We start from the raw sequence: 24,676 nt of genomic DNA on the forward strand, positions 1-24,676 counted from the left end.
CACGGCCATTCATTGCCAGGTGCCGGCGTCGATAGCACCGGCCCCTTCGCGAGCAAGTCGAATCGTCGCACCGCCGCTCCCACACTGGATTGATGCCGTACTCAAAACCAGTGTGGGAGCGGGCTTGCTCGCGAAAGGCAGCAACGCGGCTCTGGATCAGCCCTGCGGCCTTAACATCAATACCGCCAACGGCGGCAAATTCAGCACCAACGACAACGCCTGGCCATGGCTCGGCGTTTCCTCGGCAACCGCCCCGCCACTGTTGCCGTAGTTGGAACCGGCATAGATGGACGAGTCGCTGTTGAGCACCTCGTTCCACTGCCCGGCAAACGGCACCCCGACGCGATAAGCCTCGCGTGGCACTGGCGTGAAGTTGGCCACCACCAGCACCGGTTCGCCGTCCTTGCTCCAGCGCAACCACGCATAAACGCTGTTGATCGCGTCATCGCCGATCAGCCATTGGAAACCCTGCGGCACGTCGTCCTGCTCATGCAGCGCCGGCTCTTCGCGGTACAAGCGGTTGAGGTCGGCCACCAGTTTCTGCACCCCCTGGTGCTCGGGGTATTGCAGCAGGTACCAGTCCAGTTGCTGGTCATGGTTCCACTCGCGCCACTGGCCGAACTCGCAGCCCATGAACAGCAGTTTCTTGCCCGGATGCGCCCACATGAAACTCAGGTAGGCCCGCAGGTTGGCGAATTTCTGCCAGCGGTCGCCGGGCATCTTGTCGATCAGCGAGTGTTTGCCGTGCACCACTTCATCGTGGGAGATCGGCAGGATGAAGCGCTCGGACCACGCATACACCAGGCCGAAACTCAGTTCGTTGTGGTGATGGGCGCGGTACACCGGGTCCTGCTGGATGTAATGCAGCGAGTCGTGCATCCAGCCCATGTTCCATTTGTAGGCAAAGCCCAGGCCGCCCTGTTGCGTGCCCTGGCTTACACCGGGCCATGCGGTGGATTCCTCGGCGATCACCAGCGCACCGGGCGCTTCGAGGGCCACCACGTCATTGAGGTGACGCAGGAAGTCGATGGCTTCCAGGTTCTCCCGCCCGCCATGGCGGTTCGGCACCCACTCGCCGGCCTTGCGCGAGTAGTCGCGGTAGAGCATCGAGGCCACCGCATCGACCCGCAGGCCGTCGACGTGGAAATGCTTGAGCCAGTGCAGCGCCGACGCCAGCATGTAACCATGCACTTCGGTGCGACCCAGGTTGTAGATCAGCGTGTCCCAGTCCTGATGGAAACCTTCCTGCGGGTTGCCGTACTCGTACAGCGCCGTGCCGTCGAACTGGGCCAGGCCGTGGGTATCGGTGGGGAAATGCGCCGGCACCCAATCGAGAATCACCCCGAGTTCGGCCTGGTGGCAGGCGTTGATGAACGCGGCGAACTCGTCCGGCGTGCCATATCGCGCACTCGGCGCGAACTGCGACAACAACTGATAACCCCACGAGCCGCCGAACGGGTGCTCCATGATCGGCATCAGTTCGATGTGGGTGAAACCGAGGTCTTTGACATAGGGAATCAGCCGCTCGGTCAACTCGGGCCAGGTGTACTGGCGGGCCACTTCGCCCAGGTCGTCCAGCTCGCATTGCCACGAGCCGGCGTGCAATTCGTAGATCGACAACGGCGCCGTCACCCGCTGGCGGTCACCACGGGTCATCATCCAGTCCTGATCCTGCCAGTCGATGTTCAAGGGTGAAGCGACTTTCGAGGCGGTGTCCGGTGGCAGGCTGGTGGCCAACGCCACGGGATCGGCCTTCAACGGCAGGATGCCGTGGGCGCCGAGAATCTCGTATTTGTAGGTGTCCCCGGCTTGCAGGCGCGGGATGAACAATTCCCAGACGCCTGTGGGGTGACGCAGGCGCATCGGGTGCCGGCGCCCGTCCCAGACGTTGAAATCACCGACCACCGACACCCGCCGGGCATTCGGCGCCCACACGGCGAAACGCACGCCGTCGATGCCGTCCACGGTTTTCAGTTGCGCGCCCAGGCACCCGCTGAGGTCGCGGTGATTGCCTTCGGCAAACAGATACAAATCCATTTCGCCCAACAACGGACCGAAGCTGTAAGGATCTTCTGCCGTTTGCTCGCCGCCGGCCCAACGGGTGCGCAGCAGATACGCTTGCGCACGTTCGAAATGCCCGACAAACAATCCCGGCGTCTCTGTGGCCTCAAGTTGGCCGAGCTCTTGTCCGGTATCCCTGGCCAGCACCTGCACACTCAAGGCACCCGGCAGATACGCGCGAATGAATTGCCCGCCAGCGCCATCAGCGTGGGGGCCAAGAATCGCAAAAGGATCGATATGCTCGGCGCGCACCAATGCGTCGATATCCCGCGGCCTGGGCAGCAGCGCTTCTTTGTGATGACCCTGTTCCTTGTTCGAGACACTCATGACTACTCTCCACCAAGATCGGAAAAGGGTTTAAGCCCACTCAATAATCCAGATAAACCGTGCAACGGCACGGGCAACCAGGCGGGGCGATTTTCCGCCTCATAAGCCACTTCATACGCCGCCTTCTCCAGACCGAACAACGCCAGCGCGGCATCCTCGCCTTCGGGATCTTGCCATGCATGGGCAAGACTAGCTGCCGCCAGCCGATAAGCGTCGACAAATGCTTGCCGCGCCTCGCTCAAGTAGCGATCGGTGACCCGCAAGCGCGCGGCATCGGCCGCTGCGGTGTTATCGACGCTCTGCACGTTGATCGCCATCGCCGCCGCATAGTCGAAGGACCGCAGCACGCCGCTGACATCCTTGTACGGGCTGTGTTTGCCCCGTCGTTCATGCAATGGCCGGGCCGGTTCGCCTTCGAAGTCGATCAGGTAGGCATCGCCCTTGATTACCAGCACCTGCCCCAGGTGCAGGTCGCCGTGCACACGAATGCGCAAGCCGCCCGCGGTCTTTTTGCCCAACGCTTGTACATGGCCGAGGATGGCTTTCTTGTTGTCCAGTAAACGGCCGACCAGGGTCTGGTCCGCCGGGTCAAGTTGATTTTTATGCTGCTTGAGCAAGTTCAGCGCGTGCTCGATTTGCGCCGCGATATCCTTGGCCGAGGCCAGCGCCTCCTTCTGCGTAGTGATCTGGGGCAAGAAGTCCGGGTTGGCACTCGGCGCCGCCAGCACCTGGTGCATTTCCCCCAGACGCTGACCAAGCATAGCGGCGAAATCTTTCAGTTCGCCGAGCGCGTTGTAATGCTGTTCCTGCTCGGACACGGCGTCGGCCAGTTCATCACGAAGCGCCCGTTCGAGGTTGTTCTGGGTCCATTCCCAGGCGTCGCCCTGATTGCTCAGGTAGCCTTGGGCGATCATCAGCAAATTATCTTCACCCGCCCCGTCCCGGCGCACCACGGCCCCCAGCAATGGTGAAATATTGCTGAACCCGGCTTGCGTCAGGTACGCGCTCATTTCCAGCTCAGGGTGCACGCCGCAGGCGACCTTGCGGATCAGCTTCAGTACCAGGCTGTTGCCGATCACCACCGAGCTGTTGGACTGTTCGGCCGACAGGTAACGCACCGGCGACTCGGCATTGAGGCCGAGTTTTTCCAGTTCGGCGGTGGACTCGAAGCGAATGTCGCCATCGCTGGAGGCCAATACGGTGCCGGCCTGAATGCCCTGCAATACGGCATGCACAAAGGTGTCCAGACTGAAGGCATCGGTGATCAGGCCGACCTGGCGCCCACGCCGTACCCGCGACAATGCCAATTGCTGCGGCAAGGGAGTACCGACCTGATCTTCCGAGATAAAACCGAACGGCAACTGGTAGCGGCTGCTCTGGCCACCGCTGGTGACATTGATCTCGCTGAACAGCACCGGGTGCTGCGGATCGCCGAATCGCATGCCATAGGCCAGTTCGACCTGTTCGATGGCGGCGTCCTTACCCGCAAACCAGCGGCGGTTCTGCAACCAGTTGGGCAGGATGCTTTGCTCCAGCGTGGTGCGTGACGGTGCTTCGAGCAGTTCCTCCATGCGTTTTTTCAGCACCAGCGTGGTGAAGTCCGGCAGGCTCTGTGCGGGTTCCACGTGCCAGCTCGGCATCTGATTTTCCGCGGCGAGGCCGAACCAGTAAAAGCCGTAAGGCGCCAGCGTGAGGAGGAAATTCAGCTGGCCAATGGGCGGGAATGCGTTACCCCCGAGCATTTCCACCGGCACCATGCCGACGTAGGCCGACAGATCGAGCTCGGCGGCCTGGGCGCTGCGCGACACGTTGGCCACGCACAGGATGATTTCGTGCTTACCGTCCGCCCCGGTGTATTCACGGGTGTAGGCCAGAATCCGCCGGTTGCTCGGCGACAGCATCTTCAACGTACCACGCCCGAAGGCCTTGGATTGCTTGCGCACGGCGAGCATGCGCCGGGTCCAGTTCAATAGCGAATGCGGGTCGCCAGCCTGGGTTTCGACGTTGACCGACAGGTAGCCGTATTGCGGGTCCATGATCGGCGGCAGCACCAGACTCGCCGGGTCGGCTCGGGAGAAACCGCCGTTGCGGTCGATGGACCATTGCATCGGCGTACGCACACCGTCGCGGTCGCCGAGGTAGATGTTGTCGCCCATGCCGATCTCATCGCCGTAATACAGGGTCGGCGTGCCGGGCATGGACAGCAGCAGGCTGTTAAGCAACTCGACCCGACGGCGGTCGCGTTCCATCAGCGGCGCCAGACGCCGGCGAATTCCCAGGTTGATCCGCGCCCGGCGGTCGGCGGCATAGTAATTCCACAGGTAATCGCGTTCCTTGTCGGTGACCATCTCCAGGGTCAGCTCATCGTGGTTGCGCAGGAAGATTGCCCATTGGCAGTTGGCGGGTATATCCGGGGTCTGGCGCAGAATGTCGGTAATCGGGAAACGATCTTCCTGGGCCAGCGCCATATACATGCGCGGCATCAACGGGAAGTGAAAGGCCATGTGGCATTCATCGCCGTTCAGGCCTTTCTTGTCGGTGTCGCCGAAGTACAGCTGAGTATCCTCCGGCCACTGATTTGCCTCGGCCAGCAACATGCGGTCGGGGTAGTTGGCGTCGATTTCCGCGCGGATCTTTTTCAGGACGTCGTGGGTTTCCGGCAAGTTCTCATTGTTGGTGCCGTCGCGCTCGATCAGGTAGGGAATCGCGTCCAGGCGCAAGCCGTCGATGCCCATGTCGAGCCAGTAACGCATCACCGACAGCACCGCTTTCATGACTTGCGGGTTATCAAAGTTCAGGTCCGGTTGATGGGAGTAGAAACGGTGCCAGAAGTATTGGCCGGCGACCGGGTCCCAGGTCCAGTTGGACTTCTCTGTATCGAGAAAAATGATGCGGGTGCCATCGTATTTTTGATCGTCATCGGACCACACATAGAAGTCCCGCGCCGCCGATCCGGGTTTGGCCTTGCGCGCCCGCTGGAACCACGGGTGCTGGTCGGAGGTGTGGTTGATGACCAGTTCGGTGATCACCCGCAGGCCGCGTTTGTGCGCCTCGGCAATGAAGCGCCTGGCATCGGCCATGGTGCCGTAGTCGCTGTGTACGCCACGGTATTCGGCGATGTCGTAGCCGTCATCGCGCCGTGGCGAGGGATAGAACGGCAACAGCCAGATGGTGTTGACGCCCAGGTCGGCGATGTAATCGAGCTTGCCGATGAGGCCGGGAAAGTCGCCAATCCCGTCGTTGTTGGAGTCGAAGTACGATTTGACGTGGACTTGATAGATCACCGCGTCCTTGTACCAGAGCGGGTCCTTGATGAACGTGGCTGCCTTGGGTTTCTTCGCCATGTGCAACTCCTGGTGAATTCGAAAGTTCCGCCGGGCTGGTCACTCGAGTCAAACGCAATGAGGTCTACGTGGGAGCGAGCTTGCTCGCGATGACAATTGAATATTCAATAAAGAGGTTGCCCACAAAATTGCTATCGCGAGCAAGCTCGCTCCCACAGGTTTTGCGTTTAAACAGTTATCCTCCAAATCCCGAACGGCTGATACGCCGGGTCGATCCGCATGAACTGCTGCTTGCCGTGCCAGGTCCAGCGATGACCATTCATCAAATCTTCGCCCTGGGTGCTGGCGTAGTCAGGCAAGCCCATGTCCCATAATGGCAACTCGAAGTTCGCTTCCTGCACGTTGTGCGGATCGAGACTGACCGCCACCAGAATGAAATTGCCTCCATCGGCGCTGCGCTTGCCGAAGTACAGGATGTTGTCGTTCCAGGCGTTGTAGACCTTCAGGCCCAGATGCGTGTGCAACGCCGGGTTCTGCCGTCGGATGCGGTTGAGCTGGGCGATCTCGGCAATGATGTTGCCCGGCGCGTTGAAGTCCCGCGGGCGGATCTCATACTTCTCGGAATCGAGGTATTCCTCCTTACCCGGTACCGGAGCCGACTCGCACAACTCGAAACCCGAATACATGCCCCACAGGCCCGAGCCCATGGTCGCCAGCACGGCGCGAATGAGAAACCCGGGACGCCCGGATTCGTGGAGGAACGCCGGGTTGATGTCCGGTGTATTGACGAAGAAATTCGGCCGGTAGCATTCTCGCCACGGCGATTCGTTGAGTTCGGTGAAGTAGGTCGCCAGTTCGGCCTTGGTGTTACGCCAGGTGAAATAGGTGTAGCTCTGGGAGTAACCGACCTTGCCCAGGCGCGCCATCATTGCCGGGGTGGTAAAGGCTTCGGCGAGGAAGATCACCTCGGGGTACAGCGCCCGTACATCGGCGATCAGCCATTGCCAGAACGGCAACGGCTTGGTGTGCGGATTATCGACGCGAAAGATCTTCACGCCCTCCTCGACCCAGCCCACCACGATGTCGCGCAGTTCCACCCACAGGCTCGGAATCGCCTCGGGGGTATAGAAGTCGACGTTGACGATGTCCTGGTATTTCTTCGGTGGGTTCTCGGCATATTTGATCGTGCCGTCCGGCCGCCAGTTGAACCAGCCGGGGTGTTGCTTGAGCCATGGATGGTCCTGGGAACACTGGATGGCAAAATCCAGGGCGATTTCCAGGCCATGGGCCGCGGCGGCCGCCACCAGTCGGCGGAAGTCTTCGCGGGTACCCAATTGCGAGTGAATCGCCTCGTGCCCGCCTTCCTCGCCACCAATCGCATAGGGGCTGCCCGGATCATCGGGACCCGCCGTCAGCGAGTTGTTCGGGCCTTTGCGGTAGCTGCGCCCGATCGGGTGGATCGGCGGGAAATACAGCACATCGAAACCCATGTCCTGGATCATCGCCAGTCGCGTATGCACGTCATTGAAGGTGCCATGGCGCGTCGGGCTGTCGGTGATCGAGCGCGGGAACAATTCATACCAGCTGGCGAACTGCGCCAGTTCGCGCTCGACATCCACCGGGTACTCCGGGCTCAGGCTCAGGTAGGCGCGATGATTGACGCGGGCCATGAGGTCGGCGCTACGCGGGTGCAAAAACAGTGCGACCTGCTCGGTTTCGAGCAGTCCTGACAGTTCATGGTGCAAGGCCGCCAGTTGCTCGCTGAGTAGCCCTTCGCTACGTTCGGCGGCCTGCTGGACATGAATCCGCCCTTCCTGCAATTCCAGACTGACGGGCACTGCCGCCGCATGCTTCTTTTCCAGCTCATGGCAAAAACTGGCGAACTGATCGATCCAGGCTTCGATACAGAACAGATAACGGCCCTGGCTGTCGACCCGGAACTGCCCTTGCCAGCCGTTATTGCCCAGGTCGTTCATGGCCGCGCTTTGCCAGGCGTCCTCGTCCTCGGCCCGCCAGCGCACGCGCACCGCCAGCTTGTCATGCCCGTCGGCGAAGACCTTGGCCGTCACCACCACGTCCTGCCCCACCACGGCCTTGACGGCGAATTGTCCGCCTTCAAGGATCGGCATGATGTTTTCAATGACGATACGCGGCAGCAACAACGCCTGCGACAGCGGCATGTGCGGGTTGTAGCTCAACTCAGTCGGTTTTTCAGCCGTCATCGAGCCTCTCTCCTTACGCCCCATGGACGCGCTTGTGTCTGGTCGCCACCCCGCCGGGCAATCCGCCCCGGGATGCACTCACTTAGGTTCCGAGCGACAGCCGCCGGGAAAGTTTCATCGGCAATTCCCGGAATCAAGTCCTTCGCGCTGCGGTCAACCAATCAGTCCACCTACTTAAGCACGACTCACGCCATGTGCCACCGGAGGCTTGAACAATGAACAATCCATTCCCGGCTGAAACCCCCGATCCCAACATCGACAACCCGGTGATCCCACCCAGCGATCCGCAACCGGTGCCCGAACAGGATCCGCCCGGCACGAACCCGCCACCAAGGGAAGATCCGCCAACGACAATGCCGCCGGTGATTGTGCCCCCTGAATGACGACAGTTGATCGCTCCCATACTGCCGGGGAACGATCTCATTGGTGATCCTTGTCGATCAGTTTCACAATCCCCGGCATCACACTGAACACGCCCAGCGCCAACAACGTACTGAACACCGCCGTCGCCTCCCGGCCCAGCCCGGCCGCGACGCCGATGGCGGCGGTCATCCACAGGCCGGCGGCGGTGGTCAGGCCCTTGACGTGCCCCTCATCGCCATCGCGATTTTTCAGGATAGTGCCAGCCCCCAGGAAGCCGATCCCGGCAATCACGCCCTGCACCACCCGGCTCATGGCATCGGGCTGTGAGCCGGACATCTGCGGCACCAACACGAACAGCGCCGCCCCCATTGCCACCAGCATGTGGGTGCGCACGCCGGCGGCCTTGCCCTGGTGTTCACGCTCGAACCCGAGAATCCCGCCCAGCACCGCGGCCATCAACAGGCGCACGGTCACTCGCGTCAATTGCGAGGCATCGCCGATGTCGGCGAACTCGCCTTGCAGCGTCACCCAGACTTCGTGCCACCAAGTGTTCATGGGATTGTCCTTGTGAGGGGCCATGGACGGTGGACCGCAGCGACCATTAATCGGTTGCACAGAACGATGACCGGCGGTTGCGGCCTGAAACTTTAGTTTCCACTGAAAAAAGGATCCCGTTATGACCGTACGCATCGAGAACCAGACCTGCTTTTTCACCACTGAAAATGGCGAACTCATTCGTCTGTGTCCCGACGTGACCATCATCACCGACGGTGCCATGGCCATGTCGGCAGTGGACATCGAAGGCGAGCGCATCTACATCACGGAAGCCGAGGCCGACGCCTTGACCGTCGCAGGCGCGGTGGATGGACGCCGACACCTGAAAGCTACCGACAGTGGTTCGGTGATTTGACCGGGGTTGATCCGCACTTGCCGCCGCTGTTTTGCAAAGCCCCATGGACCCCACAGCGTCGGCTGCTTCAAGTTGTCGCAGTTCGTGCAAACACGGCCATCTGATCCGCTTTTTAATGCAATACCTGAGTCTGTTATGCAAACAGATCGCCGCTCATAGTGCTCATGCCTGATGGAGGCTGATGAGCGAAAGACCATGAGCGAAAGAATCCCCGTCCGAACCGTAGAAACATTCGAGCCTTCGCGCCCCAAGATGAAGGCCAAATCCAGCGACAACCTGATCCACACCCGCAGCTTCACCGGGTTGTTCCGCAACCTGCGCATCAGCGGCGCCGGTTTTCTGTTTGTGCTGTTTTTCGGCACCGTGTGGCTGAACTGGGGCGGCCGCCAGGCGGTGCTCTGGGATCTCTCGCAAAGCAAGTTCCATATCTTCGGCGCGACCATCTGGCCACAGGATTTCATCCTGCTCTCGGCGCTGCTGATCATCGCCGCGTTCGGCCTGTTTGCAATCACCGTGTTCGCGGGCCGGGTCTGGTGCGGCTACGCCTGCCCACAAAGTTCATGGACCTGGATCTTCATGTGGTGCGAGAAGATCACCGAAGGCGAACGCAACCAGCGGATCAAGTTGCAAGCCGCGCCGTGGGGCCTGAACAAGCTGATGCGTCGCGCGGCCAAGCACACCTTGTGGCTGGCCATCAGCCTGCTGACCGGCCTGACCTTCGTCGGCTACTTCACGCCGATCCGGCCGTTGGCCGAAGAGCTGCTGACCTTCCAGATGAGTGGCGTCAGCCTGTTCTGGGTGCTGTTTTTTACCGGCGCCACGTACATCAATGCCGGTTGGCTGCGTGAAGCGGTGTGCATGCACATGTGTCCCTACGCGCGGTTCCAGAGCGTGATGTTCGACAAGGACACCCTGACCATTTCCTACGACGCGGCCCGTGGCGAGAGTCGTGGCCCACGCAAGCGCGAAGTCAAACCGGCCGAGGTCGGGCTGGGTGATTGCATCGACTGCCAGCTGTGCGTACAGGTCTGTCCCACCGGCATCGATATCCGCGACGGCTTGCAGATGGAATGTATCGGTTGTGCGGCGTGCATCGACGCCTGTGACTCGATCATGGACAAAATGGGCTACGCCCCAGGGTTGATCAGCTACACCTCAGAGCATCAGTTGCAGGGTGGCAAGACGCACCTGCTGCGCCCACGTCTTGTCGGCTACACCGCCGTGCTGCTGGTGATGATCGCAGCCCTGGTGATGGCGCTGGTGGAACGACCGATGGTGTCCCTTGATGTCAGCAAGGACCGGGGCCTGTTCCGCGAGAACAGCCAGGGGCAGATCGAAAACATCTACAGTCTGAAGGTGATCAACAAAACCCAGCAGCGTCAGGACTATCAATTGAGCCTGGTGGATGCCGATGATTTCCAGTTGCAGGGCAGGACCGAATTCAGCCTGGCGCCGGGCGAAATTGTCGATGTGCCGGTGTCGGTGGCGATGCTCACGGAGCGTCCGGCCAGCAGTTCACAGAGCCTCGGCTTCAAGGTGGTCGACAGCGATGACCCTGGCGTCTACAGCGTGGCGAAGAGCCGGTTTGTGGCGCCAATGAATCGCTGAGCCTTTAAGATGCTGACCTTTGTGAGTTGTGGCGCCTCGCCACAATTAATCGAACCGACTCCATTGCGGGACACCGATGAAACGCTACGAAAAATTCGCCGACGACATCGCAGAACTGATCCGCTCCGGCGTCCTGGGTCCCGGCCAGCGGGTGCCGTCGGTGCGCTACGCCAGCCAGACCTACGGGGTCAGCCCGTCGACGGTGTTCCAGGCCTATTACCTGCTGGAGCGTCGCGGCCTGATCCGCGCTCGGCCGCGCTCCGGCTATTTCGTCAACGCCCACGCACCCCGGCCGTTTTCCGAGCCGGTGATCAGCAATGAGGTCAACGAGTCGACGGAAGTAGACGTCAGCGAACTGGTGTTTTCGGTGCTCGACTCGATCAAGGACCCGAACACCGTGCCCTTCGGCTCGGCGTTCCCCAGCCCGACGCTGTTTCCCCTGCAACGTTTGTCCCGCTCCCTGGCCAGCGCCAGCCGCGACATGGACCCGCGCATGGTGGTCACCGACATGTCGCCGGGCAACCCGCAACTGCGCCGGCAAATCGCCCTGCGCTATATGGTCGGCGGGCTGATGTTGCCCATGGAGGAACTGCTGATCACCAACGGCGCCCTCGAAGCCCTGAACCTTTGCCTGCAAGCGGTGACCGAACCTGGCGATCTGGTGGCCATCGAAGCCCCGGCGTTCTACGCCTGTCTGCAAGTACTCGAACGCCTGAAACTCAAGGCCGTGGAAATTCCCGTGCACCCGCGCGATGGCATCGACCTCGGCGTGCTCGAGCAAACCCTGGAACGGCATCCGATCAAGGCCTGCTGGTGCATGACCAGTTTCCAGAACCCCATGGGCGCGACCCTGCCCGAGGCCAAGAAACAGCAGCTTGTGGAATTGTTGCGGCGCCACCAGGTGCCGCTGATCGAAGACGATGTCTACGCCGAACTCTATTACGGCCAGCAAGCCCCGAAACCGGCCAAGGCCTTTGATACCGAAGGCCTGGTGATGCACTGTGGTTCATTCGCCAAGAGCCTGGCCCCTGGCTACCGCATCGGCTGGGTGGCTGCCGGGCGTTACGCACAGAAAATCGAACGGCTGAAACTCATGACCTCGCTGTGCGCCTCGATGCCGGCCCAGGCGGCAATCGCCGATTACCTGCAACACGGCGGCTACGACCGGCACCTGCGTAAATTGCGCCACGCCCTGGAAGACCAGCAAAGCGCCATGCTCGCCGCCATAGCCCGCTATTTCCCGGCGCAGACGCGGGTCAGCCAACCGGCCGGCGGGTACTTTCTGTGGCTGGAATTGCCGCAGCAGATGGATTCGTTGAAATTGTTCCAGATGGCATTGGCGCAAGGCATCAGCATTGCACCGGGGCCGATCTTTTCACCGACCCAGCGCTTCAGGAATTGTATTCGGTTGAATTACGGCAGCCCGTGGACCGAGGACTCGGAGAAGGCGATGGAGACGTTGGGGCGGATTGTGCGGTCGTTCTGACAGCGCCATGTCGTTTTATAAATTGCTATCGCGAGCAAGCTCGCTCCCACAGGTTTCTCTGTACACACAAGATTTGTGAGCACTTGAGATCCACTGTGGGAGCGAGCTTGCTCGCGATGAGGCCAGCGCAGACAACGCTTGTCTCAGGAACTAACGCCCACCACCAAGATCAACAAAAGTCCCCGTCGCATAAGAAGCCTTGTCCGACAACAACCAGACAATCGCCTCCGCCACTTCATCCGGACGCCCGCCCCGCGCCATCGGAATCGCCGATTCCAGCTTGCTGACCCGATCCGGATCGCCGCTCAAGGCATGGAAATCGGTGTAGATGTAACCCGGACGCACGGCGTTGACCCGAATCCCCTCACCCGCCACTTCCTTGGACAGGCCGATGGTGAAGGTGTCCAGCGCGCCTTTGGACGCTGCGTAATCCACGTACTCGTTGGGCGATCCCAAACGCGAGGCGACCGACGATACGTTGACGATGCTGCCACCCTGCCCGCCGTGCCTGGGCGACATGCGCAGGATCGCGTGCTTGGCACAGAGCATCGGCGCCAGGACGTTGGTTTTCATGATTTTGAGAATGCGGAACTCGGACATCTCGTCGACCCGGGACTTCTGCCCGACGGTGCCGGCGTTGTTCACCAGCGCGGTGACCCGCCCCAGTTCACTGTCCACCCGATTGAACAGCGCGATCACTTCGTCTTCGATGCTGACGTCCGCCCGTACCGCAATGGCTTGCGCACCGAGGGCGCGGACTTGCTCCAGCACGCCGAATGCAGACTGTTCGTCCGCCTGATAGTTGATGCAGATCCGATAGCCCTGCGCGGCGGCCAACAGAGCGGTGGCGGCACCGATGCCGCGGCTACCGCCGGTGATGACGATGACTTTGTCCATGCGAGCTTTCCCCCAATCAAAGCTTAAGCGGTCGGGGGCAAGAATAACCGCCATTGGCGGTTTTTGCATGGCTTCACATCAGCTGTCATGTCATCGACATCTCGCGCCTGGCACTGGCTTTCAACTGCTCGACCAACTGCTCCCCGCGATGGATTTCCACCATGAAACCTGCGGCCGGCAGTGGATGCCCCAGCAGGTAACCCTGCAACGAATCGCAGCCGAGCTGAGTCAGGAAGTCCTGCTGCACACCGGTTTCCACACCTTCGGCGACGATGCGCAACCCCAGCGCCTGACCGAGGGCAACGATGGCCGAAACGATGGCGGCGTCATCGCTGTCGCGCTCCAGGTCCCGGACAAAACCGCGGTCGATCTTCAGCTCGTTGGCCGGCAGGCGTTTGAGGTACATCAAGCTCGAATAGCCGGTACCAAAATCGTCGATGGACAGGTCGACACCCATTTCCGACAGTTCCTGCAGCACCGTCATGCTCGCATCGGCATCGCTCATGGCGGTGGTTTCGGTGATTTCCAGGGTCAGGCTGTTGGGTGGCAGATGGTGCGTCGCCAGCGCCTTGGCGACGCTCTGGACCAGCCCGGCATGACAAAACTGAATGGCCGAAAGGTTCACCGCGATGCGCCAGTCGGTGTAGCCCAGCACGTACCACTCGCGCATCTGACGGCAGGCTTCGTTGAGCACCCACTCACCGATCGGAATGATCAGCCCGGTTTTTTCCGCCAGCTCGATGAATTTGTCCGGCAACAGCATTCCTTGAGTCGGGTGTTCCCAGCGCAACAAGGCCTCGGCGCCCACCGGCCGGCCATTGGCGGCGTCGAACTTGGGCTGGTAATGCAGGCTGAATTCCTGCTGTTCCACGGCATTGCGCAGATCCTGCAGCAATTGCAGCTGCTTGCGGGCGTTGTTGTTCATCGAGACATCGAAAAAGCTGTAGCCGTTTTTACCCGCGCCCTTGGCGTGGTACATCGCCGCGTCGGCGTTCATCAGCAACTCGTGGGCGGACTGCCCGTTACCCGGGTAGAGCGCGATGCCGACACTGGCGGAAATGTGCAAATCATGTTCGGCAACCCGGAACGCGCGCGCGATCAACCCGACCTGACGGGCCGCCAGGTTCAAGGCGTCGTTCTGTTCGCTCAATTGCACCAGCAACACGAACTCATCGCCGCCGATCCGTGCCAGGGTGTCCTGGCTGCGCAAGTCTTCGCGCAGGCGCAGGGCCACTTCGCGCAACAACAGATCACCCATGTGGTGGCCGAAGGCATCGTTGACCGGTTTGAAGCCGTCCAGATCGATGAACATCAGGGCAAAGCACCCCCCTTCTTCCCGGACCCGCGACATGGCCTGATCGATTCGATCGGCGAGCAACGTCCGGTTCGGCAATCCGGTGAGGGTGTCATGCAAGGCCAATTGGGTCAGTTCACGGTTGGCCTCGGTCAGCGACTGGGCCAGGCTCGCGGTGCGAGCCTCCAGGCGTGCATCGAGGATCGAGGTCAGCAGGGCAATGCTCAGCACCGCCAACGTGGTGATCAGCACCAGGTTGTCCAGGCCATTGCCGCTCAATCCATTGACCGCCGCGCCACAAAAACTGCCGTCGGCAAAGCGTGCGGCGGCCATCCCGGTGTAGTGCATGCCGACGATGGCGAGGCCCATGATCACGGCGGCGCCACCACGGATCAGACGGACATAAGGCGTGTGCTGGCGCAGATGGAAAGCGATCCACAATGCTGCGCCCGAAGCACCGACAGCGATCAGCAGCGAGGCGCCGAACAGCGTCGGGTCATAGTCGATGCCCGGTTGCATGCGCATGGCGGCCATGCCGGTGTAGTGCATCGCGCTGATGCCGGCGCCCATGACCAACGCGCCAAAGGCCAGTTGCCAGGCCGGCAATTGCGGCTGGCTGACCAGCCACAGCGCAAAACCGCTGGAGAGCACGCCGATCAGCAACGACAACAGGGTGATGGTGCCGTCGTACCCCAGGTCGATCGGCAACTTGAACGCGAGCATGCCGATAAAGTGCATCGACCAGATGCCGATGCCCATGGCAACGGCCCCGCCCGCAGTCCACAAATGCACGGCGCGGCCTTTGGCGGTGGCAATGCGTCCGGTCAGGTCCAATGCGGTGTATGAGGCGAGAATCGCTACACAGAGCGAAATGATGACCAGGGTGGGGGAATAGCTGCCGATGAGCATGGAGACTTCTCGCGAAAGCCCCCTTGTTAATGGCTTTCATTCTCGGGTGGGGGCAAATGCGGCGATTGTACTGATTCCAAATGAGAACGCACTCACAAAATGAGCAAAGGGCCATCAGTCCGATGAAACGCTTGTTTTAAGGTTTTACATTAACTTGCTTCAAGCTGCCGGCACCTGACAAAACCTGTGGGAGCGAGCTTACTCGCGATAGCGGTGGGTCAGGCAACATCCATGCTGAATGTGACGCAGCCATCGCGAGCAAGCTCGCTCCCACAGGGATTGCAGCTACGCTATCGGTTTTCGCTCACCTCAAGCTGCCCGTCCCAGCCACCCCCCAACGCGGCAATCAACTGCACACTGGCTATCAGGCGGCTTTGCAACAGGTCCAGGTTGCTGCGTTCATTGTTCAGTGCCGCCGCCTGGGTCACCACCACATCGATGTACGCGATCAAACCGGCCTTGTACTGGTTCTGGGTCAGGCGCAATGATTCACGGGCGGCATCCAGTGCCTGTTGGCGCACGACGGCTTCATCCTCAAGCACCTTGAGCTGCACCAGGTAGTTTTCCACTTCGCGGAATCCGTCCAGTACGGTCTGGCGGTACTTGGCCACCGTTTCGTCATAGGCCGCTTCACTGCGGTCGACTTCCGCCGAGCGCTGGCCACCGTCGAACAGGGTCATGGCCAATTGCGGTCCGACCGACCAGAAGCGGTTCGGCAGGCTGAACAAGTCTTTCGAGGTACTGCTGCTGTAACCACCGTTCAAGCTCAGGGTCAGGTCCGGGTAATAGGCAGCCTTGGCCACACCGATGTTGGCGTTGGCGGCCATCACCGAGCGCTCGGCCGAAGCGATGTCCGGGCGACGCTCCAGCAACTGCGAAGGCAGCGCCAGCGGTACTTGCGGCAATTGCGGGATGTCCTGGCTTTGCGCCAGGCTGAACTCGGCCGGCGGCAGGCCGATCAGCACAGCGATGGCGTTCTCCAACTGGGCGCGTTGCCAGATCAGGTCGATCATATCGGCTTCGGTGCTTTTGAGCTGTGTCTGGGCCTGGGCCACCGCGTCCTTGCCCGATACGCCTGCGCGGTACTGGTTTTCGGTCATCTTCAACGAACGCTGATATGCCTCGACCGTGTCCTGGAGCAAGCGTTTCTGGCCATCGATCACGCGCAGTTGCAGGTAATTCTGCACCAGCTCCGACTGTTGACTCAGGCGCATGGCCGCCAGATCGGCAAAGCTTGCCTGGGCATTGGCAGTGTCGGCTTCGAGGCCTCGGCGCAGCTTGCCCCATACGTCCGCTTCCCAACTGACGCCCGCCTGGGCCGAGTACGTGTCGCGAATACCGCTGGACGAACTGCTCAGGCTGGAGCTGCTGCTGCCGGTGCCCTGGCTTGAACGGTTCTTGCTGACGTTCAGGTCCACCGTCGGGAAAAACGCCCCGCGTGCACTGCGCACCAGGGCCTGGGCCTGGCGGTACTGCGCTTCGGACTGGGCGACGGTCTGGTTGGCGCTGTTGAGTTTTTCGATCAGGTCGTTGAGCTGCCGGTCGCCATACAACTCCCACCACGCGCCACGCGCCAGGGCATCGCTCGGGTTGGCCTGACGCCAGCCCTCCGCTGCCTTGTACTGCGCAGGCTCGGCGGTTTGCGGGCGCTGGTAATCCGGGCCGACGGCGCAGGCACTGAGCATCGCCACGCACAGTGACAGGCTCAACAGGCGCGAGCCTCGAGCCGTGATCAGCGGTGCAGCCAGGTTGAAAAGCGAACGGTCAGTCATAGCGGAGTTTCCAGAGCAACATCAGTACGCACCCCGCGCCATTTATTGAAGCGATGGCGCAGGTTGTCGAGATAGAGGTAAACCACCGGGGTGGTGTAAAGCGTCAGTACCTGGCTGAAAATCAGCCCGCCAATGATGGTCAGGCCCAGCGGCTGGCGCATTTCCGCCCCTTCGGCGCGGCTCAGCAGCAACGGCAAGGCACCGAGGATCGCCGCCAGGGTGGTCATCAGGATAGGTCGCAAACGTTGCAGGCAGGCGCTGCGGATCGATTCCAGCGGTGCCATGCCCTGGTTTCGTTCCAGTTGCAACGCCAGGTCGATCATCAGGATCGCGTTTTTCTTCACCACGCCGATCAGCAGAAACAGCCCCAGCAACGAAATCAGGCTGAACTCGCCACCCAGCGCATAGATCGACAGCAACGCGCCGACCCCGGCCGACGGCAGGGTCGAGAGAATCGTCAGCGGGTGAATGTAGCTTTCGTACAGCACACCCAAGACCAGATACACCGCCACCAGCGCCCCCAGAATCATCCACGGCTGACTTTTTTGGGTCGCCGCGAAAGCGTTGGCTGTGCCGGCCATTTTCGCGATCACGTCTTCCGGCAGGCCGACCTTGGCAATCGCCCGCTCGATGGCGGCACCGCCCTGCTCCACGGTCACGCCTTCGGCCATGTCGAAGGCAATGCTCTCCGAAGCAAACTGGCCTTCGTGGCTGACCCGGTCGTTTTCCAGGCTGTTTTCGTAATGGGCGATGGTCGACAGCGGGATTCGCGCGCCGTCAGCGGTGATCACCTGGACTTGCGTGAGGGTGATCGGGTCCTGGGCGTATTTCGGATTGACCTCCATCACCACCTGGTACTGGTTAAGACTGTCGTAGATGGTCGAAATCTGCCGCTGACTGTAGGCGTTGTTCAGCACCGCCGTGACCATGTCCATGTCGACACCCAGACGCTTGGCCTGGTCACGGTCGACGATCAGGGTCACTTGGCGGGCGCCCCGGCCTTCCCGCGCATCGATCGCCGTCAGCTCCGGCAAGGCCCTGAGCGCGGTGACGACTTTCGGATACCACTCGCGCAATGCCCCCAGATCCCCACTCTGCAGGATGTACGAGTATTGCGAGGTGGTCTGCTCACGGCCACCACCGAATTGCAGGTCCTGGTCCGCCATGAGCATCAGTTGTGCCCCGGGAACCTTGGGCATTTCCTTGCGCAGGCGTTCGATGACTTTCTGCGCGGAAATGCTGCGCTCCTTGATCGGCTTGAGGCGCACCAGCATGAAGGCGTTGTTGGTGCCGTTATTGCCGCCAATGAACCCGGCGACGCTTTCTACCGCCTCATCCTTCAACACCGCCCGACGGAAAATCTCCATCTTCGGCTGCATCACGCTGAACGACAGGCCGTCGTCGCCGCGCACGAAACCGATCAGTTGACCGGTATCCTGCTGAGGTAAAAACGTTTTAGGAACAACCACATACAATGCAATATTCACGCCGATTGTCACGAACAGGCTGAGCAAGGTCAGGCGCTTGTGGCGCAGCACCCAGTCGAGGCTGGTGGCGTATTTGCCGACCATCCAGTCGTTGGTCCGCCGGCTCCAGCGTTGCAGGCGGTTCTCCTGCCCCGGCGTGTGCGGCTTGAGCCAGCGAGCGCAGAGCATCGGGGTCAGGGTCAACGACACCACCAGCGAGACCACGATGGCCGCCGCCAGGGTGATGGAGAATTCGCGGAACAGGCTTTCGATGATCCCGCCCATGAACAGGATCGACAGGAACACCGCCACCAGCGACACGTTCATCGACAGCAAGGTAAAACCGACTTCCTGGGCGCCGAGGTACGCGGCCCTCATCGGCCGCACGCCTTCGTCGATGTGCCGGGAAATGTTCTCCAGCACCACGATGGCATCGTCCACCACCAGCCCGGTGGCCAGGATCAGCGCCATCAGCGACAGGTTGTTCAGCGAAAAACCGTAGAGGTACATCACGGCAAAGGTGCCGACCAGCGACACCGGCACCGCCAGGGTCGGGATCAGCGAGGCACGGAAGTTACCGAGGAACAGGAACACCACCAGGATCACCAGCGCCACGGCGATCAGCAGGGTCATTTCCGCCTCGTGCAGCGTGGCCTTGATCACCGGCGAGCGGTCCATGGCCAGGTTCAGCTTGACGCTGGCCGGCAGCACCGCCTGCAACGCTGGCAGCTGGGCCTTGATCTCGTTGACCGTCTCGATGATGTTCGCACCGGCCTGGCGGTTGATCACCAGCAGCACCGCCGCGTCGTCGTTGAAGAAACCGCTGTTGTAACGGTCCTCGACGCCATCGCTGACCTTGGCCACATCCTTCAGGCGCAGGGCCGCGCCGCCGTTGTAGTGGATGATCAGCGACTCGTAGTCCTTGGCTTTTTCCAGCTGATCGTTGGCCTGGACCTGCCACAGCCGCTGATCGTCTTCCACCGAGCCCTTGGGCCGGCGCACGTTGGCATTGGCGATGGTGTTGCGCACATCGTCCAGGGCCACGCCGTACTGGTTCAATGACTGCGGTTCAAGCTCGATACGTACCGCCGGCAACGAACTGCCGCCGATTTGCACCTCGCCGACACCCTGCACCTGGGACAGGCTCTGGGACAGGATGGTCGATGCCAGGTCATAGAGCTGGCCTTTTTCCAGCACATCCGACGTCAGCGACAGCACCATGATCGGCGCCTGGGACGGGTTGACCTTCTTGTAGGTCGGCATGCTGCGCATCCCGCTCGGCAGCAGGGTGCGCGAGGCGTTGATCGCTGCCTGCACTTCCCGCGCCGCGCCGTTGATGTCGCGGTCCAGGTCGAATTGCAGGATCACCCGGGTCGAACCCTGGCTGGACCGGCTGCTCATGGTGTTGACCCCGGCAATGCTGCCGAAGGAGCGCTCCAAAGGCGTGGCCACGGTCGACGCCATCACCTCGGGACTGGCCCCGGGCAGGCTGGCCTGGACCACGATCACCGGAAAGTCCATTTGCGGCAGCGGCGACACGGGCAGCAAACCGAAGCTCACGCCGCCCAGCAGCATGATCGCCAGGCTCAGCAGCATGGTCGCGACCGGGCGCTTGATGAAAGGGCCGGAAAGGTTCATGGCTGCTCTACCGCTTCCACGGATTCAGGCTTGCGGCCCCAGCGCCGACCGAGACGGTCGAAGTACAGGTAAATCACAGGCGTAGTGAACAGCGTCAGAATCTGGCTCAGCAACAGGCCGCCGACCATCACCAGACCCAGCGGTTGGCGCAGTTCCGCGCCGGAACCGGTGGCCAGCATCAACGGCACGGCACCGAACAAAGCCGCCAGGGTGGTCATCAGGATCGGCCGGAAACGCAGCAATGCCGCCTGATAGATCGCCGTTTGCGGGTCCATGCCCTGGTTGCGCTCGGCGTCGAGGGCGAAGTCGATCATCATGATCGCGTTCTTCTTCACGATGCCGATCAACAGGATGATGCCGATGATCGCGATCATGCCCAGGTCGTTGCCGCTGAGGATCAACGCCAGCAAGGCGCCCACCGCCGCCGAAGGCAAGGTCGAGAGAATGGTGATCGGGTGGATGTAGCTCTCGTAGAGCACACCCAGCACGATGTACATGGTCACCACCGCCGCCAGAATCAGCAGCAAGGTGCTCGACAACGAAGCCTGGAACGCCTGCGCCGCGCCCTGGAACTGGGTCTGCACGCCAATCGGCATGCCGATGTCCTTCTGCACCTGCTCGATGATCTCGACCGCATGCCCCAGCGCCACGCCGGGCGCGAGGTTGAAGGACATCATCACCGCCGGGAACTGGCCGATGTGGGTGATCGCCAGTTGCGCCTGACGCTCCTCGACATGCGCCAGGCTGGACAGGCGCACCTGACCGCCATCGGTGGTCTTGACGTGAATCTGCTCCAGCGCCTGCGGGCCGATCTTCTCGCCGGACTGCGATTGCAGCACCACGCGGTACTGACTGGCCTGGGTGTAGATCGTGGAAATCTGCCGCTGACCAAAGGCGTCGTACAGCGCATCGGTGATGTTCGACACCGACACACCGACCCGCGACGCCGCATCGCGGTCAATCACCAGATAGACCTGCAAGCCCTTGTCCTGCAAATCGCTGGCGACGTCGGTCAATTCCGGCCGGTCGGCCAAAGCCTCGACCAGACGCCCGCTCCACAGGCTCAGCAGCTCCGAGTCCGGCGACGACATGCTGAACTGATACTGCGTGCGGCTGACCCGGTCTTCGATGGTCAGGTCCTGCACCGGCTGCATGAACAGGCGGATGCCGACCAGTTTGTCCAGTTCCGGTTGCAGGCGGGCAATCACTTGCATGGCGCTCAGGTCGCGGTCGTTGTGCGACTTGAGGTTGATCAGCAACCGGCCGCTGTTGAGGGTCGAGTTGTCGCCGTCCACGCCAATGTAGGAGGACAGGCTCTCGACCGCCGGGTCGGCCAGGATGACCTTGGCCAGTTCCTGCTGGCGCTCGCTCATGGCGGCGAAGGAAATCGATTGCGGCGCCTCGGAAATGCCCTGGATGACGCCGGTGTCCTGCACCGGGAAGAAGCCCTTGGGCACCACCATGTACAGCAATACCGTCAGCGCCAAGGTGCCAATGGCCACCATCAAGGTCAGCGGCTGGTGCTTGAGCACCCACTGCAACTTGCGCCCGTAGGCGGCGATCATCCAGTCGATGAACGCACCACTGGCACGGTAAAAACGGCCCTGCTCTGCTTCCTTGGGTTCACGCTTGAGCAACCGCGCGCACATCATCGGCGTCAGGGTCAGGGAAACGACCAGGGAAATCAGGATCGCTACCGCCAGCGTAATGGCAAATTCGCGGAACAAGCGACCGACCACGTCCGCCATGAACAGCAGCGGAATCAGCACGGCGATCAGCGACAACGTCAGGGAGATCAGGGTGAAACCGATCTGCTTGGCGCCCTTGAGCGCCGCGTTCAGCGGGCTGTCGCCCTCTTCGATAAAACGCGAAATGTTCTCCAGCATGACGATCGCATCGTCCACCACGAAACCGGTGGCGATGGTCAGGGCCATCAGGGTCAGGTTATTGACCGAGAACCCAGCCAGGTACATCACGCCGAACGTACCGATCAGCGACAGCGGCACGGCCACCGACGGAATGATCGTGGCACTGGCGCGACGCAGGAACAGGAAGGTGACCATGACCACCAGGGCGATGGCGATCAGCAATTCGTGCTGCACGTCCTTGACCGAGGCGCGGATGGTCTGGGTACGGTCGGTCAGCACCACTACGTCGAGGCCGGCCGGCAGGTTGTCGGTGATGCTCGGCAGCAGGGCCTTGATCCGGTCCACCACCTCGATCACGTTGGCGCCGGGCTGACGCTGGATGTTCAGCAGCACGGCCTGGTTCTCGTTGGCCCACGCCGCGAGCCGCTCGTTCTCGGCGCCGTCGACAATCTCCGCCACGTCCTTGAGCCGCAACGGCGCGCCGTTGGCGTAGGCCAGGATCAGGTTGGCGTAATCCTTGGGCGACGTCAGTTGATCGTTGGCATCGAGCATCGAGACCCGGGTCGGGCCGTCGAAGTTGCCTTTGGGCTGGTTGACGTTGGAGGCGCCGATCAGCGTGCGCACATCCGACAGGTTCAGGCCGTTGGCCGCCAAAGCCTCGGGATTGACCTTGATCCGCACGGCCTGGCGTTGACCGCCAGCAATGCTGACCATGCCGACGCCACTGATCTGGGCAATCTTCTGCGCCATGCGCGTATCGACCAGATCGTTGAGCTTGGGCAACAACATGGTCTTGGAAGTGATGGCCAGGGTCAGCACCGGCGTATCGGCCGGGTTGACCTTGTTGTACACCGGCGGTGCCGGCAGGTCCTTGGGCAACAGGTTGGTCGCGGCGTTGATCGCCGCCTGCACCTGCTGCTCGGCCACGTCCATGTTGATGTCGAGGCTGAACCGCAGGGTCAGCACCGACGCGCCGCCGGAACTGGTGGACGCCATTTGCGTCAGGCCGGGCATCTGCCCGAACTGCCGCTCAAGTGGTGCGGTCACCGCGCTGGTCATGACATCCGGACTGGCGCCGGGGTACAAGGTCATGACGCGAATGGTCGGGTAATCGACCTGAGGCAACGCCGACACCGGCAGCAACCGGTAGGCGATGACGCCGGCCAGGATAATCGCCAGCATGCTCAGCGTGGTGGCTACCGGGCGAAGGATGAACAGCCGCGAGAGATTCATGCGCCGCCCTTTTTCGCCTTGTCGGTGGTCGCAGGCTCAGCCGCGTTGACCGCCGATTTGCCTTGCAGGTGTTCGGTCGGCGTGGTCGGCACGTCCTGGCTGTCGTTGACCACCTCCACATCGCTGCCGTCTTTCAGGCGGTCAGTGCCTTCCAGTACGACCCGATCGCCCGCCGACAGTCCTTCGGTGACCACAGTGTTCAGGCCGTCACTGGCGCCGACTTTCAACTGACGGATCTTGACCTTCTTGTCACCGTCCAGGACATAGGCGAACGTGCCGTTGGTGCCGAACTGGATCGCGGCGGAAGGCGCCAGTACCACGTCTTTGAGGGTGTCGGCCAACAGCCGCACATTGACGAACTGATTGGGGAACAGCGACTGATCGCGGTTCTCGTAACGGGCCTTGAATTTCAGGGTGCCGGTGGTGACGTCGATCTGGTTGTCCAAGCTCTGCAGCACGCCCGTGGCTTGCAGTTTGGTATCGCCGCGGTCCCAGGCTTCAGCCGGCAGTTTGGCGCCGCTGCGATAACGGGCCAGCACGGTGTCGAGGCTGTTTTCCGGCAGGGTGAAGGCCACGCTGATCGGTTGGGTCTGAGTGATGATCGCCAATGCAGTGGTGTCGTTGGCCGCTACCAGGTTGCCGACGTCCAGTTGACGCAGGCCGACGCGACCGGTAATCGGGGCGCGGATCCTGGTGAATTCGAGGTTGAGCCTGGCGTCGTTGACCGCCGCCTGATTGGTCTTGACCGTGCCCTGGAACTGACCGACCAGCGCTTCGGCGGTGTCCAGGGTCTGCTTGGCAATACTGTCTTCGCGGTACAGGCCGCGATAACGCTCGACGTCGACCTGGGCGTTTTTCAGCTGCGCCTGATTCTGCAGCAAGGTGCCCTCGGCCTGAAGCAAGGCATTCTGGTAAGGGCGCGGGTCGATTTCGACGAGCATGTCGCCGGCCTTGACCATCTGCCCTTCTTCGAAATAGATCTTGACCAACTCACCGCCAACGCGACTGCGGACATTGATGGTGTTGAGCGCCGTAACCGTGCCCAACGCCTTGAAATACAGCGGGAAGTCACCGGTGACTGCCGGAGCCACTCGCACCGGCACCGGCCCGGACGCGCCACCGAATCCCGGGCGCATCCCACCCGACCTGCCGGTATGCCCGGCGACGGCTTTCTGCCCCGTAGCCTCTTTGGGTGCAGCGCTGCCGGGCCAGAATTTCCAGCACAGGCCAGCGATGACCAACAGGACAAGCAGGCCGAACAGCCAGCGACGAGGACTACGGGAAGCGGAGGATTGCATTGAGTGATCAACCATTGGGCGCGTGGGCTTTTTTACATGA

General features: G+C 61.6%; 14 protein-coding genes. 4 read left to right on the plus strand and 10 right to left on the minus strand.

Annotation, left to right across the window (positions count from 1 at the left end; genetic code table 11):
- Nucleotides 1-156 precede the first annotated feature (156 nt).
- From glgB to AC1Q6Y_RS09390, 3 genes are all read right to left on the minus strand, one after another.
- A complete protein-coding gene (gene glgB / locus AC1Q6Y_RS09380) occupies nt 157-2,388 on the minus strand; it encodes a 1,4-alpha-glucan branching protein GlgB (RefSeq protein WP_492624444.1) in 2,232 nt (743 codons plus the stop codon).
- Between the two features lie 2 nt (nt 2,389-2,390).
- Entirely contained in the window at nt 2,391-5,732 is a 3,342-nt protein-coding gene (gene treS, locus AC1Q6Y_RS09385) for a maltose alpha-D-glucosyltransferase (RefSeq protein ID WP_492624445.1), read from the minus strand.
- Between the two features lie 167 nt (nt 5,733-5,899).
- On the minus strand, nt 5,900-7,894 hold the full coding sequence (locus AC1Q6Y_RS09390) for an alpha-1,4-glucan--maltose-1-phosphate maltosyltransferase (RefSeq protein WP_492624446.1): 1,995 nt from the start codon (nt 7,892-7,894) through the stop codon (nt 5,900-5,902).
- A gap of 215 nt (nt 7,895-8,109) precedes the next feature.
- Between AC1Q6Y_RS09390 and AC1Q6Y_RS09395 the strand changes: the two genes are divergently transcribed.
- Complete coding sequence (locus AC1Q6Y_RS09395; protein ID WP_198530240.1) at nt 8,110-8,277, plus strand: hypothetical protein; 168 nt, start codon at nt 8,110-8,112, stop codon at nt 8,275-8,277.
- Between the two features lie 37 nt (nt 8,278-8,314).
- Here AC1Q6Y_RS09395 and AC1Q6Y_RS09400 read toward each other — a convergent pair whose 3' ends face one another.
- Nucleotides 8,315-8,812, minus strand: coding sequence for an MgtC/SapB family protein (locus AC1Q6Y_RS09400; RefSeq protein WP_154908971.1), 498 nt, complete (start codon nt 8,810-8,812; stop codon nt 8,315-8,317).
- A 121-nt stretch (nt 8,813-8,933) separates the two neighbouring features.
- On the opposite strand from AC1Q6Y_RS09400, the gene AC1Q6Y_RS09405 reads away from it, so the two are divergent.
- The 3 genes from AC1Q6Y_RS09405 to mapR all read left to right on the plus strand — a co-directional run bounded on the left by AC1Q6Y_RS09405 (nt 8,934) and on the right by mapR (nt 12,261).
- Nucleotides 8,934-9,167, plus strand: a complete 234-nt coding sequence (locus AC1Q6Y_RS09405; RefSeq protein WP_057714965.1) for a DUF3203 family protein — start codon at nt 8,934-8,936, stop codon at nt 9,165-9,167.
- A gap of 195 nt (nt 9,168-9,362) precedes the next feature.
- Nucleotides 9,363-10,775 carry a cytochrome c oxidase accessory protein CcoG gene (gene ccoG, locus AC1Q6Y_RS09410; RefSeq protein ID WP_492624447.1) on the plus strand — a complete coding sequence of 471 codons (1,413 nt, stop codon included), beginning with the start codon at nt 9,363-9,365 and terminating at the stop codon, nt 10,773-10,775.
- 76 nt (nt 10,776-10,851) lie between these two features.
- Complete coding sequence (gene mapR / locus AC1Q6Y_RS09415) at nt 10,852-12,261, plus strand: GntR family transcriptional regulator MpaR (protein WP_057714966.1); 1,410 nt, start codon at nt 10,852-10,854, stop codon at nt 12,259-12,261.
- A gap of 150 nt (nt 12,262-12,411) precedes the next feature.
- Here mapR and AC1Q6Y_RS09420 read toward each other — a convergent pair whose 3' ends face one another.
- From AC1Q6Y_RS09420 to AC1Q6Y_RS09445, 6 genes are all read right to left on the minus strand, one after another.
- A complete protein-coding gene (locus AC1Q6Y_RS09420; protein WP_057714967.1) occupies nt 12,412-13,158 on the minus strand; it encodes an SDR family oxidoreductase in 747 nt (248 codons plus the stop codon).
- Nucleotides 13,159-13,243: 85 nt separating this feature from the next.
- Nucleotides 13,244-15,361, minus strand: coding sequence for a putative bifunctional diguanylate cyclase/phosphodiesterase (locus AC1Q6Y_RS09425; RefSeq protein ID WP_407515406.1), 2,118 nt, complete (start codon nt 15,359-15,361; stop codon nt 13,244-13,246).
- A 290-nt stretch (nt 15,362-15,651) separates the two neighbouring features.
- The gene (locus AC1Q6Y_RS09430; protein ID WP_057714969.1) at nt 15,652-17,133 is read right to left on the minus strand and encodes an efflux transporter outer membrane subunit; all 1,482 of its coding nucleotides are present in this window, start codon (nt 17,131-17,133) and stop codon (nt 15,652-15,654) included.
- Entirely contained in the window at nt 17,130-20,237 is a 3,108-nt protein-coding gene (locus AC1Q6Y_RS09435; RefSeq protein WP_090455060.1) for an efflux RND transporter permease subunit, read from the minus strand. Before AC1Q6Y_RS09435 ends, AC1Q6Y_RS09430 begins: the two co-directional genes overlap by 4 nt.
- A complete protein-coding gene (locus AC1Q6Y_RS09440; protein ID WP_057714971.1) occupies nt 20,234-23,338 on the minus strand; it encodes an MdtB/MuxB family multidrug efflux RND transporter permease subunit in 3,105 nt (1,034 codons plus the stop codon). The genes AC1Q6Y_RS09435 and AC1Q6Y_RS09440 overlap by 4 nt, the downstream gene beginning before the upstream one ends.
- Nucleotides 23,335-24,651 carry an MdtA/MuxA family multidrug efflux RND transporter periplasmic adaptor subunit gene (locus tag AC1Q6Y_RS09445; RefSeq protein ID WP_090455059.1) on the minus strand — a complete coding sequence of 439 codons (1,317 nt, stop codon included), beginning with the start codon at nt 24,649-24,651 and terminating at the stop codon, nt 23,335-23,337. The genes AC1Q6Y_RS09440 and AC1Q6Y_RS09445 overlap by 4 nt, the downstream gene beginning before the upstream one ends.
- Nucleotides 24,652-24,676: the final 25 nt, after the last annotated feature.

The organism is Pseudomonas sp. GW823-FHT06E10, assembly GCF_058794995.1.